Source organism: Pseudomonas sp. F01002, from assembly GCF_004402115.1.
In the GTDB taxonomy this organism is placed as follows: Bacteria; Pseudomonadota; Gammaproteobacteria; order Pseudomonadales; family Pseudomonadaceae; genus Aquipseudomonas; species Aquipseudomonas frigoris.
Genome location: NZ_SOPU01000033.1, coordinates 80,688 through 92,296, shown reverse-complemented (window position 1 = coordinate 92,296; position 11,609 = coordinate 80,688). Strand labels below are relative to the sequence as shown.

The window sequence follows — 11,609 nt, the reverse complement described above, 5'->3', positions numbered from 1 at the left end:
TAACGAGAGACCGACATGCTCGATTCCAAACTGTTACGTAGCAACCTTCAGGACGTAGCGGACCGCCTGGCATCCCGTGGCTACACGCTGGATGTTGCGCGCATCGAAGCGCTGGAAGAACAGCGCAAGACCGTCCAGACCCGCACCGAAGCACTGCAGGCAGACCGTAATGCGCGCTCCAAATCCATCGGCCAGGCCAAGCAGCGCGGCGAAGACATCGCACCACTGATGGCCGACGTCGAGCGCATGGCGAATGAGTTGAGTGACGGTAAAGTCGAGCTGGACGGGATTCAGACCGATCTGGATTCGATCCTGCTCGGCATCCCGAACCTGCCGCACGAATCCGTGCCGATCGGTGATGACGAAGACGGCAACGTCGAAGTGCGCCGCTGGGGCACCCCGACCGCGTTCGACTTTCCGATTCAGGACCACGTCGCCCTGGGCGAGAAATTCGGCTGGCTGGACTTCGAAACCGCCGCCAAGCTGTCCGGCGCCCGTTTCGCTCTGTTGCGTGGTCCGATTGCTCGTATGCACCGCGCCCTGGCGCAGTTCATGATCAACCTGCACACCAGCGAACACGGCTACGAAGAGGCCTACACGCCTTATCTGGTTCAAGCGCCGGCGCTGCAAGGCACGGGTCAGCTGCCGAAGTTCGAAGAAGACCTGTTCAAGATCACTCGCGAAGGCGAAGCCGATCTGTACCTGATTCCGACCGCTGAAGTGTCGCTGACCAACATCGTCGCTGGCGAAATCGTCGATTCGAAACTGCTGCCGATCAAGTTCGTCGCCCACACCCCTTGCTTCCGTAGTGAGGCTGGTGCTTCGGGTCGCGATACACGCGGCATGATCCGTCAGCACCAGTTCGACAAGGTTGAAATGGTCCAGATCGTTGAGCCGTCGACCTCGATGGAAGCGCTGGAAGGCTTGACTGCCAATGCTGAAAAAGTCCTGCAATTGCTCGAGCTGCCATATCGCACCATTGCGCTGTGCACTGGCGACATGGGCTTCAGCGCGGTCAAGACCTACGACCTGGAAGTGTGGATCCCGAGCCAGGACAAATACCGCGAGATTTCGTCGTGCTCCAACTGCGGCGACTTCCAGGCCCGTCGCATGCAAGCGCGTTTCCGCAACCCGGAAACCGGCAAGCCTGAACTGGTTCACACCTTGAACGGTTCCGGCCTGGCGGTCGGTCGTACCCTGGTGGCGGTGCTGGAAAACTACCAGCAAGCCGACGGTTCGATCCGTGTGCCAGACGTGCTGAAACCGTACATGGGTGGCCTTGAGGTCATCGGCTAAATGGACTATCTGCCGCTGTTCCATAACCTTCGCGGCAGTCGTGTCTTGGTCGTCGGCGGGGGGGAGATTGCCTTGCGCAAATCCCGCCTGCTGGCCGAATCCGGTGCGCTGCTGCGGGTGGTCGCACCTGAAATCGAACCGCAACTGCGCGAACTGGTTGCCGGCAGTGGTGGTGAGTGTCTGGTGCGAGGCTACGTTGAGTCGGACCTGGACGGTTGCGGGCTGATCATCGCCGCCACCGACGACGAACCGCTGAACGCGCAAGTCTCCGCTGATGCCCATCGGCGTTGCGTGCCGGTCAACGTGGTGGACGCGCCAGCCTTGTGCAGCGTGATCTTCCCGGCGATCGTCGACCGTTCTCCTTTGATCGTAGCGGTCTCCAGCGGCGGCGATGCGCCGGTGCTGGCGCGGTTGATCCGCGCCAAACTGGAAACCTGGATTCCTTCCACCTACGGTCAACTGGCCGGCCTGGCAGCGCGTTTTCGCAGCCAGGTCAAACACCTGTTCCCGGATGTGCAGCAGCGTCGGGCGTTTTGGGAAGACGTGTTCCAGGGCCCGATTGCCGACCGGCAACTGGCCGGGCAGGGCGCCGAAGCCGAGCGCTTGATGCTGGCGAAAATTGCCGGTGAAGCACCGAATGCAACGGGCGAAGTCTACTTGGTGGGCGCCGGCCCGGGTGATCCCGACCTGCTGACCTTCCGTGCCTTGCGTCTGATGCAGCAAGCCGATGTGGTGCTGTATGACCGCTTGGTGGCGCCGGCGATTCTGGATTTGTGCCGTCGCGATGCCGAGCGGATTTACGTCGGCAAGCGTCGCGCCGATCACGCCGTGCCGCAGGATCAGATCAACCAGCAATTGGTGGATTTGGCCAAGCAAGGCAAGCGGGTTGTGCGGTTGAAGGGCGGTGATCCGTTCATCTTCGGTCGCGGCGGTGAAGAGATCGAAGAGCTGGCGGCCCATGGCATCCCGTTCCAGGTGGTGCCGGGTATCACCGCGGCCAGCGGTTGCGCGGCGTATGCCGGGATTCCGCTGACTCACCGTGATTACGCGCAGTCTGTGCGTTTTGTCACCGGGCACCTGAAGGACGGTTCCACCGATTTGCCGTGGGCCGACCTGGTCGCGCCGGCGCAAACCCTGGTGTTTTACATGGGGTTGGTGGGCTTGCCGATCATCTGCGAACAGTTGATCAAGCATGGTCGCGCGGCGGATACGCCAGCGGCGTTGATCCAGCAGGGCACCACCGTTAATCAGCGGGTGTTTACCGGCACGTTGGCGGATTTGCCAAGTCTGGTGGCGGAGCATGAAGTGCATGCGCCGACGCTGGTGATCGTTGGGGAAGTGGTGCAATTGCGCGAGAAACTGGCGTGGTTTGAAGGGGCTCAGGCGCAGGTCTGAGTTCTGCGTTGCTTGTTGGAAAAAGATCGCAGCCTTCGGCAGCTCCTACAGGGGATCGCGTAATCCTGTAGGAGCTGCCGAAGGCTGCGATCTTTTGATCTTAATGCTTCTGCCAAACCCCTTTCCCGCTCAACCGCTCGCGATCATGCGGTGCTGTGAAATCCTGCGCCGGCCCTTTAGGCACGATCCCGGTCGGATTGATGGTCTTGTGGCTGCCATAGTAGTGATTCTTGATGTGCTCAAAATCCACCGTCTCGGCAATCCCCGGCCACTGATAAATCTCCCGCAGCCAGTTCGACAGGTTCGGATAATCGGCGATCCGCCGCAGGTTGCACTTGAAGTGCCCGTGATACACGGCATCAAAGCGAATCAACGTGGTGAACAGCCGAATATCAGCTTCAGTCAGGGACTCACCGGTCAGATAACGATTGGCGGCCAACAACTGTTCCAGTCGATCAAGCTCCTCGAACAATCCGTCGAACGCCTCTTCATACGCCTGCTGCGACGTGGCAAACCCTGCGCGATACACGCCATTGTTCACCGCCGGATAAATCCGTTCGTTCAGCGCGTCGATCTCGCCCCGAAGCGGCGCCGGGTAGAAATCCAGGTCATTACCCGTCAAATCATCGAAGGCGCCATTGAACATGCGGATGATCTCCGCCGATTCATTGTTGACGATGCGATTCTGCTGTTTGTCCCAGAGCACCGGCACGGTGACGCGGCCGGTGTAGTCGGCGGTATCGGCGGTGTAGCGCTGGTGCATGAAATTGAAATGATCGAGCTTGTCCCCGGTCGATCCGAGGTTCCGGTCGAAGGTCCAGCCATTTTCCAGCATCAACCAACTGACCACCGACACGTCGATGAGGCTTTCGAGGCCTTTGAGTTTGTGCAGGATCAGCGTGCGGTGAGCCCATGGACAGGCGAGAGACACGTAGAGGTGATAGCGACCGGCCTCGGCCGCAAAGCCACCGACACCTGTCGGGCCAGGTTCGCCGTCGGCGGTCAGCCAGTTACGACGCTGCGCTTGTTCACGCTGGAACGCGCCGTCCTTGCCGCTTACGTACCACTGGTCATGCCAGCGACCTTCAACTAACAAACCCATGTTCAAGACTCCTCAGCCAATAAGCGTTGGAGAGGAGTCTATTCGCATAGGTTCGATAAAAAAGCGCAAAGGTTGGGCGCTTATGATCGGTTAAATCGATTTGTCCCGAGCGTCCCAATACTGCTGGGCGGTTTCGAAGGCGTGTTCGCGGGTTTGGCCGAGGCCGCGCAAGGCCAGGGCCATGGTCGAGATCAGTGCCATTTGCGGATAGCTGTCGACTACGTCGCCACGCCACACGGCTTTCAAATGCTCGGGATCGAGGGTGGCCGGTTTGACGTGGCGTTGTGCCGAAAGCTGCGGCCATTCCTCGTCCCAGCTTTCACCACCCGTGGTGCCATACAGGTGACTGTCGGCATCCGGGTTGATCTCGATTTCGCCGCCGTCGCCTTTCACCACGATCGCGGTATCGCCGAGCAAACCGCTGGCATCGCGATGCACCGCCTGGTAACCGGGGTGGAAAATGCTTTGCAGGCCACAGCGAGCACCCAACGGGTTGAGAATCCGCGTCAGGGAATGGATTGGCGAACGCAGGCCCAATGTATTGCGCAGCTCGATCATGCGCTGAAGCTGGGGCGCCCAATCCACCAGCGGCATGAAGGCCAGACCGCCGTTATCGAGCGCCTCGCCGACCTGCTGCCAGTCGCGGCACAACGGAATCTTCAACTCGTCCAGCAATTGCTCGCTGTACAGCCGACCGGACGTGTGTGCACCACCGCCGTGCATGAAGATCCGCACGCCGTTCTGCGCCAGGCACTTGGCCGCCAGCAGATACCACGGCAGGTGACGCTTCTTGCCGGCATACGTCGGCCAGTCCAGATCGACGGCCAGTGCCGGCGGATTCAGACGTTCGCGCAAAGCTTCGGTAAAACCCGCCATCTCCTCAGCGCTTTCTTCCTTGTGCCGCAACAACATCAGGAATGCGCCGAGCTGGGTGTCTTCGACCTTGTGGTCGAGCACCATGCCCATTGCCTCGCGGGCTTCGACCCGGGTCAAGTCGCGGGCGCCGCGTTTGCCTTTGCCGAGGATGCGCACGAACTGGGCGAACGGGTGTTCGGCGGGTGTTTCGAGGGTCAGCGCTGGGTAGTCGGTCATAAGCAATTCGTCGGTTTGGGCAGGCCCGCCAGTTTCGCGGCGAGTTTGGCAGGGGTGCCTTTGAACAATCGGTTCAGGTGCAGGCTGTTGCCCTTGTCCGGGCCCAGCTTCAGCGCGGTGTATTTGATCAGCGGACGGGTGGCCGGGGATAGCTGGAATTCGTCGTAGAAACGGCGCAGCACATCGAGGATTTCCCAGTGTTCGGGGCTCAACTCGATGTCTTCGGCGGCAGCCAGGGCGGCGGCTACTTCGGTAGACCAGTCGCTGAGTTCGACCAGGAAACCGTCCTTGTCCAACTCGATGGCGCGGGCGCCGACCGTCAGGGATTTCATAGCCAACTGTTGACCTTGTCGTAGTGAATCGACAGCTCGACGAAGGCCGGGTAGTCGATGGCCTTGGCCGTGTCAGGAATCTCCAGCGCGCGAGCCTGGGCGTCTTCGGCCAGTACGAACAGTTTCAGATGGCGGGCGTTCAGCGCATTGAACGGCGCGGTGCCTGGTTGCAAGGCATAAACCGCGTCGCCAGTCAGCAGCAGCGCATCGTCAGCGCCCATCAAGCGCAGGCAACTGGTCAGGCGATCGTCGCCGAACGGGGAATGAGACAACACATGCAAAGTCGACATCAGAGGGTGATCACTTGGTCGTAACGGTCAATAAGTGCGGTGATTTCGTGGGCGGCCAGCACTTGAGCTTCTTCCAGCGACAAGCCGGCCGGGTCCAATCCCCGTTCTGCAACGCTGTCGCCACAGACGAACAGGTCTTCGACACCGAACATCGGCAAGGCTTGCAGATTGGCGCTCAGGTCCTTCTGCTGGAGGGCCTTGGCATCCTGGTTCGCGGCGAGCTGGAACACCCCGTCATCGAGAAACAGCAGGCCGATCGGCAGATCAAAGGCACCGCCGGCCAGCACGATGTCCAGCACTTCCCGCGCGCTCGGCCCGGACCAGGGCGCCTGACGGCTGATAATCAGCAAGGATTTAGGCATCTCACGCGCCTCCGAAACAGATCAGGCGGTCAGCATCCTGCACCGCGTCATGCAACTGGCCCAGACCAGATAATTCCCACGGCGAACCCACCGCCACGGCTTCACGCTGATAGCGCCCGGCTTCTTCTTCATTCAGCACGCCACGACGCAGGGCGGCCGCGATACACACGACGCCGTCCAGTTGATGCTCGGTGACGAAATTGCGCCATTGCTTGGGCAAGTCCTGCTCATCCTGCGGCGTGACCACGCTTGCGGAGGCGTTGTAGACGCCGTCCTGATAGAAAAACAGCCGGACAATCTCATGCCCGCCGGCCAGCGCAGCCTGAGCAAACAATAAGGCGCGGCGCGAGGAGGGCGCATGGGCGGCGGAAAACAGCGCGATGGCGAACTTCATGACGGACTCGATGAGTAAAACTGCGGCCATGATAAAGCTTTATCGCCGGGGCGGCTAAATGGGTTTTCCCTTGGGACCGAGTCGCCCCCTTCGCGAGCAAGTCGAATCGTCGCACCGCCGCTCCCACACTAGATTTGTGTCGATCATAAAATTGCGATCCGCCGCAGCTTCCCTGTGGGAGCGGGCTTGCTCGCGAAAGCGGACTACCGGGCAACGTAAATGTTGGATCTAACGTGGCATATAACCCAACTGCCAGCGCCGCGGAATTTTCAGCGACAGCAGCGCGACCGCGCCGGCCAGCAGACCGCTGACAAACAACGCCTTGAGCCCCAGATGATGTTCCAGCACGGCGCCGAGTACCGCGCCGGCAAACATTCCCGTCCAGGGGATCAGTTGCACGCGCCAACCGTTGCGCCGTTCGCCGAGCATCCAGCGTCCCAGCCCACGGCCGAAGCGCGACAGGGCGCCGGTGACGTAGGTCAGGCCGACCGGCAGCCCGTTCACTTCTTCCACGGCGGCATTGAGCATGCCCATGGCGATGATCGCCGCCAGTAGTGCTGGCAATTGTTCGTCGTAGGGCCAGGCAGCGGCGCCGCAGAGCAGCGTGGCGATGCACAGCAGCAAGGGCAGCGCGCGGCGACCGCCGAGGCGGCTGACGACAATCCCCAAGGCGTTGCCGACGATGAAGGTGCCGACGAGGATCACCAGGCGCAAGGTCAGGCCCAGGTCGCCGTCGCTGATGGCGACGGCGAGGCGGGTGGTGTTGCCGCTCATGAACGAGACGAAATCGCCGCTGGCCATGAAGCCGATGGCGTCGGTCATGCCCGCGAGCACCGAGAGGCTGGCCACCAGCGACATGCCGATGCGTCCACGCCATTTGCGGGTATGCAGATGGCCTGGACTGGCGCGGTCAGTGGAGAGGGATGGCAACATCAGCGAAGGTCGTCCTCAGGCAGCGACCGAAATGGTCACTTACTCAATCCATATAACTCGCAATACTCCAGCCAGTCCATGCCGGCCATCTCGGCCACTTCCTTGTGCACTTCCAGGCGCTGTGCCTGATAGTCCTCGGCCGTCGCGGCAGTCAGTTGCAGCGTCAGCTCCCAGGCAAACAATCCCAGGCGCTCGGCCTCGGCCTCGAAGGCTTCATGCAAGCGCTCGTCGCGGTACTGCGCTGCGGTCTCGCCCTTGGCCTGAGCCAACAGTGGGTTGAGGTTGTCGAGTTCGACGCGCAGTTCAGGGCGCTCATCGAGAAACTTCTTCAGCGCTTGCTCGTGTTGCTGTTCGGTTGCCGCCATGGTCGCTCCTTGAGGCTGGACTACGAAGACTGCTTCTTGCTGGCCTTGGCCGCTGCTGCCAGGCACTCGAGGGCAAACTGCTCGGGGTAGGTCATTTGAATCGGTGTGGTTTCACCTTTGACGGTTCTTTCGCCGTCGAGGATGTAACGAATCCGCTTGTCGGTGACGCCAATTCGCTTGGCAATCCAGGACGGCGTCTGACCGATCTGGCTGATCAGCTTGTCGGCATATTCAGCGGTCGGTTTGTAATATTCGGCGTTGGGTGTCATGACCTTTCCAGAAAATAAGCCCGGAAAAACGGGCGATGCGGTGTTAATGGCGCGACAGGGTGCGCGAATCGTCACTCGGTGTCGCGGTATAAATGAAGTAAAGCAGAACGATACGCCGTGCCGCGGTGATACAGTCCGATTTTTCTTGATGAGCGAACGCAATGCGAATTCTGATGGTGGCGCTGGCCGTGACGTTGCTGGCCGGTTGCGCGGGTTCGGTGATGAACGACGCCCGCACTGGAACCCCGTACAAAACCCTGACGTCGGACAAACCGGAAAAAGTCGTCGCCCAGTGTGTGCAGTTTTCCTGGCAGGACGAGGCGGTGTTCGGTGTCGATGCGGGCGCGTATTTGCAGCCTGGCGAGAAGGGCGGCACTACCGTTTACACGCGCTCGGCGGAATCCTTTGTGGACGTGAAGACTGACGCATCCGCCACCGTGCTGAATTATTACGCGCAGCATGACGACTTTGTCGCCAAGCGCCGACTGGCGGCGTTGGCGACCTGCCTGTAAGCAAGATCAAAAGATCGCAGCCTGCGGCAGCTCCTACAGGGTGTGTACGCCGGCCCATTGTAGGAGCTGCCGCAGGCTGCGATCTTTTGGCGGTACCAGCGATCAAACGTTTGTCAGGCGCTTCTGAAAAAAGAAGCGCTTGTGGCCTGGCGGGTAGTCAGCGATCTGGCCTAACTCGCTGTAGCCGAGCTTCTTGTAGAACTCTGGCGCCTGGAAGTCGAAGGTGTCGAGCCAGATTCCGATGCATTCCTTCTCCCGCGCCAGCTCTTCGGCCATCTGCATCAATTTCGAGCCCATGCCCTGTCCCCGGGCCTGTTCTGGCACCGACAGCAACTCGATGTACAACCATTGATAAAAAAACCGACCATACAGGCCGCCGAGAATATCGTCCTGTTCGTCGCGGATCAGCAAGGCAATGGGCTCCTGCGTCGAGACACCGGCCTTTGAGGCGTTATAGGCACGCAACGGCAGGACGATCGCCTGCTCCTCGTCTTCGGTGGGGTTTTGCGACTGTTCGATTCGCAGTTCCATCAGCTAAATCCTTATGGCTATGAGGGGACAACACCCGTAAGCCTAACGTGTGCGCTGGCGGTTGTTCCAGCCCCTTGAGTGGAACCCTTGCTCGCGCCCGGATGTCTAGCCTAAACAGCGTCATTCCTGAACGCGGCCTATGAGGACAATTCCGTGAATATTTTCGAAGCCTTACGCGAAAGCCACGACCGCCAACGCACGTACGCCGATGCGCTGATCCAGACCAGCGGTGACACCCCCGAGCGGGTCGAGGCTTACAAGCAGCTCAAGTCCGAACTTCAGGCCCACGAAACCGCTGAAGAGCGGCATTTCTACATCCCGCTAATGGAGTTCGATAACGGCGTCGACCTCAGCCGTCATGCCATTTCGGAACATCACGAGATGGACGAAATGATGGAGGAACTGGACGAGACCGAGATGTCCAGCCCGGCCTGGCTGGCGGTCGCGAAGAAGCTCGCCGAGAAGGTCAATCACCACCTGGAAGAGGAAGAGCAGAAGTTCTTCCAGATGGCCGGCAAGCTACTCGACGACAAACAGAAAGAGACGCTGGCGGGTCAGTATGAGAAGGAATACAAGGCTCAACTGTCTTAGCGCCAGGCTTTCGTTTTCGCCTAAGATGTGCGCCTTCTGACGAAAAAAGGGATGCATTGTCATGTCGAACACAGCCGAGCGGGTCAACCTCATCGAGTCTCAGGTGTTGTCCCACGACTGGTACATGCTCAAGAAAATCACCTTCGATTACCTGCGCAACAACGGCGAATGGCAACGCCAGATCCGCGAGGTCTATGACCGTGGCAACGGCGCGGCGATTCTGCTGTTCAACCGCGAAAAGAAAACCGTGGTGTTGACCCGGCAATTCAGGTTGCCGGTGTTCGTCAATGGCCACGATGGTCTGCTGATCGAAGTGGCGGCGGGGCTGCTCGAAGGTGCGGCGCCTGAAGAGCGCATCCGCGAAGAAGCCGAGGAAGAAACCGGTTATCGCGTGCACCACGTGTATAAGGTGTTCGAGGCCTACATGAGCCCCGGTTCGGTGACTGAAAAACTGCATTTCTTCATCGCCGAATACGATGCCGCTTCCAAGGTCAGTGATGGCGGCGGACTGGAGGAGGAGACCGAGGAGCTGGAAGTGCTGGAGTGGAAGTTCGATGACGCGCTCGAGGCGTTTTATCGCGGGGAGATCTGCGATGCGAAGACCATCATGTTGCTGCAGTATGCGGCGATGAAGGGCATCTTCGGATCGGTTTGAGCAGGCTGAATGGGCATCTGAATCGAGAGAGCGTTTCGGCACACTGGTCGAGCATTTCGGCACAGTAATCAACCTGTGCGCTCTCTAGACTCGTGCTTCACGCCAAGATTCAGATGAGGTCACGATGAACATCAGAACAATCCTATCCGCATTGTCCATGGGAGGCGTCCTCACGGGACACGCTGCCGACTTCTCGCTGACGAGCCAGGATATTGCTGAAAACCGCCCGCTGACCAGTCGCGAGGTGTTCCAGGGTTTCGGTTGCGAAGGGGGTAATACTTCTCCCGAACTGACCTGGGCCAACGCTCCGGCGGGTACTAAAAGTTACGCGATCACGGTCTACGATCCTGATGCGCCGACCGGCAGCGGCTGGTGGCATTGGACGGTGGTCAACTTGCCCGCTTCAACCCGCAGTGTGCCAAGAGGGGTAGGCTCGAACTTGCCTGCCGGTGCAGTACAAGGTCGAACCGATTATGGCCAGCCGGAATTTGGCGGGGCTTGCCCGCCTGTAGGGAATAAGCCCCATCGCTATCAATTCACCGTATGGGCGTTGAAAGTCGATAAGCTACCCCTCGACAACCAGGCCAGCGGCGCTTTGGTGGGTTATATGCTCAATGCCAACGCCTTGGCTAAAGCGACCATCACTTCAACTTACGGACGTTAAGAATGATGCGCCCTTGTGACGGCATACAGCACCGGGAAAACATTATCGATGCGTGTGTCATACGGGCGCGACAGCCCCATACATTGCAACGGGTGCCGGTATTCGTGACCACCTTGTGTCGAGTCAGGCAGGGGGAAAAACTGCTGCAATGGGATGACCGGGAGATGCGTGCAGGGCCGCAACACCTGATTCTGATGCCGGCCGGGCGCGAGCTTGGCATTTCAAACTTCCCCGGCCTTCACGGTCACTACATCGCCGATGCGGTGACCTTTCCCGTTTCGACATTGCGTCACTTCAGCACCCGATATAGCCAGCAGATCATGAGTCGTCGCGGTGCACTGAAGACCGATCTATGCGTCCCTCTGGACAGGCACACAACCCAGGCATGGGATCAATTGTTGGCCTCCATCAATGGGGACGCTCCGCAGGCATTACGCATACATTACGGGGAAGCGGTTCTTCTGAGCCTGTGCCTTGGCGGCCAGGCCGGACCTCTGCTGATGGATCGCAACGATCCACTGTGCGAACGTGTGCAGCAGCTGGTCATGGGCAGCCCGCAGAGAGACTGGACGGTTGCGGACGTCGCACAACACCTGAACCTGGGGGAATCGACGTTGCGTCGCCAACTGGCCAATGAGGGGGACAGTTTCAGGAATATTCTGGAAAGCGTTCGGCTGGCAACGGCGCTGCAATGGTTGCAAACCACGTCTCGCCCCATCGGTGAAATTGCCGGTGCCAGCGGTTACGCCTCGGCCTCACGTTTTGCCGTGCGCTTTCGCTCACACTATGGCCTGTCGCCACGGGAATTGCGGGCGACGATATAGGC

The 11,609-nt window shown here is 59.8% G+C and carries 17 protein-coding genes; 7 read left to right on the top strand and 10 right to left on the bottom strand.

From position 1 onward, the window contains the following. Nucleotides 1-15: 15 nt before the first annotated feature. Together serS and cysG are read left to right on the top strand one after the other, a co-directional pair. Nucleotides 16-1,296, top strand: a complete 1,281-nt coding sequence (gene serS, locus E3W21_RS27020) for a serine--tRNA ligase (protein WP_129436896.1) — start codon at nucleotides 16-18, stop codon at nucleotides 1,294-1,296. Then, entirely contained in the window at nucleotides 1,297-2,691 is a 1,395-nt protein-coding gene (cysG, locus tag E3W21_RS27015) for a siroheme synthase CysG (RefSeq protein WP_134422624.1), read from the top strand. A gap of 100 nt (nucleotides 2,692-2,791) precedes the next feature. On the opposite strand, the gene E3W21_RS27010 is transcribed toward cysG, so the two are convergent. The 9 genes from E3W21_RS27010 to E3W21_RS26970 form a co-directional block, all read right to left on the bottom strand. Then, on the bottom strand, nucleotides 2,792-3,793 hold the full coding sequence (locus E3W21_RS27010; RefSeq protein ID WP_134422622.1) for a glutathione S-transferase family protein: 1,002 nt from the start codon (nucleotides 3,791-3,793) through the stop codon (nucleotides 2,792-2,794). 90 nt (nucleotides 3,794-3,883) lie between these two features. Further along, a complete protein-coding gene (locus E3W21_RS27005; RefSeq protein WP_134422620.1) occupies nucleotides 3,884-4,885 on the bottom strand; it encodes a glycosyl transferase family protein in 1,002 nt (333 codons plus the stop codon). After that, a complete protein-coding gene (locus E3W21_RS27000; RefSeq protein WP_134422618.1) occupies nucleotides 4,882-5,217 on the bottom strand; it encodes a TusE/DsrC/DsvC family sulfur relay protein in 336 nt (111 codons plus the stop codon). The genes E3W21_RS27005 and E3W21_RS27000 overlap by 4 nt, the downstream gene beginning before the upstream one ends. Next, the gene (gene tusB, locus E3W21_RS26995; protein WP_056743895.1) at nucleotides 5,214-5,507 is read right to left on the bottom strand and encodes a sulfurtransferase complex subunit TusB; all 294 of its coding nucleotides are present in this window, start codon (nucleotides 5,505-5,507) and stop codon (nucleotides 5,214-5,216) included. The genes E3W21_RS27000 and tusB overlap by 4 nt, the downstream gene beginning before the upstream one ends. Continuing rightward, nucleotides 5,507-5,869, bottom strand: coding sequence for a sulfurtransferase complex subunit TusC (gene tusC, locus E3W21_RS26990; protein WP_134422616.1), 363 nt, complete (start codon nucleotides 5,867-5,869; stop codon nucleotides 5,507-5,509). The genes tusB and tusC overlap by 1 nt, the downstream gene beginning before the upstream one ends. Nucleotide 5,870: 1 nt before the next feature. Then, nucleotides 5,871-6,263 carry a sulfurtransferase complex subunit TusD gene (tusD, locus tag E3W21_RS26985; RefSeq protein WP_129436890.1) on the bottom strand — a complete coding sequence of 131 codons (393 nt, stop codon included), beginning with the start codon at nucleotides 6,261-6,263 and terminating at the stop codon, nucleotides 5,871-5,873. 228 nt (nucleotides 6,264-6,491) lie between these two features. Then, complete coding sequence (locus E3W21_RS26980; protein WP_134422614.1) at nucleotides 6,492-7,196, bottom strand: YoaK family protein; 705 nt, start codon at nucleotides 7,194-7,196, stop codon at nucleotides 6,492-6,494. A gap of 35 nt (nucleotides 7,197-7,231) precedes the next feature. After that, entirely contained in the window at nucleotides 7,232-7,561 is a 330-nt protein-coding gene (locus E3W21_RS26975) for a DUF6388 family protein (protein WP_134422612.1), read from the bottom strand. A gap of 20 nt (nucleotides 7,562-7,581) precedes the next feature. Continuing rightward, nucleotides 7,582-7,830 carry a hypothetical protein gene (locus E3W21_RS26970; protein ID WP_008154823.1) on the bottom strand — a complete coding sequence of 83 codons (249 nt, stop codon included), beginning with the start codon at nucleotides 7,828-7,830 and terminating at the stop codon, nucleotides 7,582-7,584. A 161-nt stretch (nucleotides 7,831-7,991) separates the two neighbouring features. Here E3W21_RS26970 and E3W21_RS26960 point away from each other — a divergent pair, with 161 nt between their 5' ends. Then, nucleotides 7,992-8,342 (top strand): hypothetical protein, encoded by a 351-nt coding sequence (locus tag E3W21_RS26960; protein ID WP_134422608.1) that lies wholly within the window; start codon nucleotides 7,992-7,994, stop codon nucleotides 8,340-8,342. A gap of 102 nt (nucleotides 8,343-8,444) precedes the next feature. Here the strand turns inward: E3W21_RS26960 and E3W21_RS26955 are convergent, their stop codons facing one another. Further along, on the bottom strand, nucleotides 8,445-8,873 hold the full coding sequence (locus tag E3W21_RS26955; RefSeq protein ID WP_134422606.1) for a GNAT family N-acetyltransferase: 429 nt from the start codon (nucleotides 8,871-8,873) through the stop codon (nucleotides 8,445-8,447). Between the two features lie 153 nt (nucleotides 8,874-9,026). Here E3W21_RS26955 and E3W21_RS26950 point away from each other — a divergent pair, with 153 nt between their 5' ends. The 4 genes from E3W21_RS26950 to E3W21_RS26935 all read left to right on the top strand — a co-directional run bounded on the left by E3W21_RS26950 (nucleotide 9,027) and on the right by E3W21_RS26935 (nucleotide 11,607). Beyond that, nucleotides 9,027-9,464 (top strand): hemerythrin domain-containing protein, encoded by a 438-nt coding sequence (locus E3W21_RS26950; RefSeq protein ID WP_134422604.1) that lies wholly within the window; start codon nucleotides 9,027-9,029, stop codon nucleotides 9,462-9,464. A 61-nt stretch (nucleotides 9,465-9,525) separates the two neighbouring features. Next, nucleotides 9,526-10,119 carry an NUDIX domain-containing protein gene (locus E3W21_RS26945; protein ID WP_134422602.1) on the top strand — a complete coding sequence of 198 codons (594 nt, stop codon included), beginning with the start codon at nucleotides 9,526-9,528 and terminating at the stop codon, nucleotides 10,117-10,119. 124 nt (nucleotides 10,120-10,243) lie between these two features. Further along, nucleotides 10,244-10,783 (top strand): YbhB/YbcL family Raf kinase inhibitor-like protein, encoded by a 540-nt coding sequence (locus E3W21_RS26940; protein ID WP_129436882.1) that lies wholly within the window; start codon nucleotides 10,244-10,246, stop codon nucleotides 10,781-10,783. Nucleotides 10,784-10,788: 5 nt separating this feature from the next. Continuing rightward, a complete protein-coding gene (locus E3W21_RS26935; RefSeq protein ID WP_134422710.1) occupies nucleotides 10,789-11,607 on the top strand; it encodes a helix-turn-helix transcriptional regulator in 819 nt (272 codons plus the stop codon). Nucleotides 11,608-11,609: the final 2 nt, after the last annotated feature.

Coding starts and splice junctions, on each gene's coding strand:
- serS (WP_129436896.1), top strand. CDS start 16: ATGCTCGATTCCAAACTGTTACGTAGCAACCTTCAGGACGTAGCGGAC.
- cysG (WP_134422624.1), top strand. CDS start 1,297: ATGGACTATCTGCCGCTGTTCCATAACCTTCGCGGCAGTCGTGTCTTG.
- E3W21_RS27010 (WP_134422622.1), bottom strand. CDS start 3,793: ATGGGTTTGTTAGTTGAAGGTCGCTGGCATGACCAGTGGTACGTAAGC.
- E3W21_RS27005 (WP_134422620.1), bottom strand. CDS start 4,885: ATGACCGACTACCCAGCGCTGACCCTCGAAACACCCGCCGAACACCCG.
- E3W21_RS27000 (WP_134422618.1), bottom strand. CDS start 5,217: ATGAAATCCCTGACGGTCGGCGCCCGCGCCATCGAGTTGGACAAGGAC.
- tusB (WP_056743895.1), bottom strand. CDS start 5,507: ATGTCGACTTTGCATGTGTTGTCTCATTCCCCGTTCGGCGACGATCGC.
- tusC (WP_134422616.1), bottom strand. CDS start 5,869: ATGCCTAAATCCTTGCTGATTATCAGCCGTCAGGCGCCCTGGTCCGGG.
- tusD (WP_129436890.1), bottom strand. CDS start 6,263: ATGAAGTTCGCCATCGCGCTGTTTTCCGCCGCCCATGCGCCCTCCTCG.
- E3W21_RS26980 (WP_134422614.1), bottom strand. CDS start 7,196: ATGTTGCCATCCCTCTCCACTGACCGCGCCAGTCCAGGCCATCTGCAT.
- E3W21_RS26975 (WP_134422612.1), bottom strand. CDS start 7,561: ATGGCGGCAACCGAACAGCAACACGAGCAAGCGCTGAAGAAGTTTCTC.
- E3W21_RS26970 (WP_008154823.1), bottom strand. CDS start 7,830: ATGACACCCAACGCCGAATATTACAAACCGACCGCTGAATATGCCGAC.
- E3W21_RS26960 (WP_134422608.1), top strand. CDS start 7,992: ATGCGAATTCTGATGGTGGCGCTGGCCGTGACGTTGCTGGCCGGTTGC.
- E3W21_RS26955 (WP_134422606.1), bottom strand. CDS start 8,873: ATGGAACTGCGAATCGAACAGTCGCAAAACCCCACCGAAGACGAGGAG.
- E3W21_RS26945 (WP_134422602.1), top strand. CDS start 9,526: ATGTCGAACACAGCCGAGCGGGTCAACCTCATCGAGTCTCAGGTGTTG.
- E3W21_RS26940 (WP_129436882.1), top strand. CDS start 10,244: ATGAACATCAGAACAATCCTATCCGCATTGTCCATGGGAGGCGTCCTC.
- E3W21_RS26935 (WP_134422710.1), top strand. CDS start 10,789: ATGCGCCCTTGTGACGGCATACAGCACCGGGAAAACATTATCGATGCG.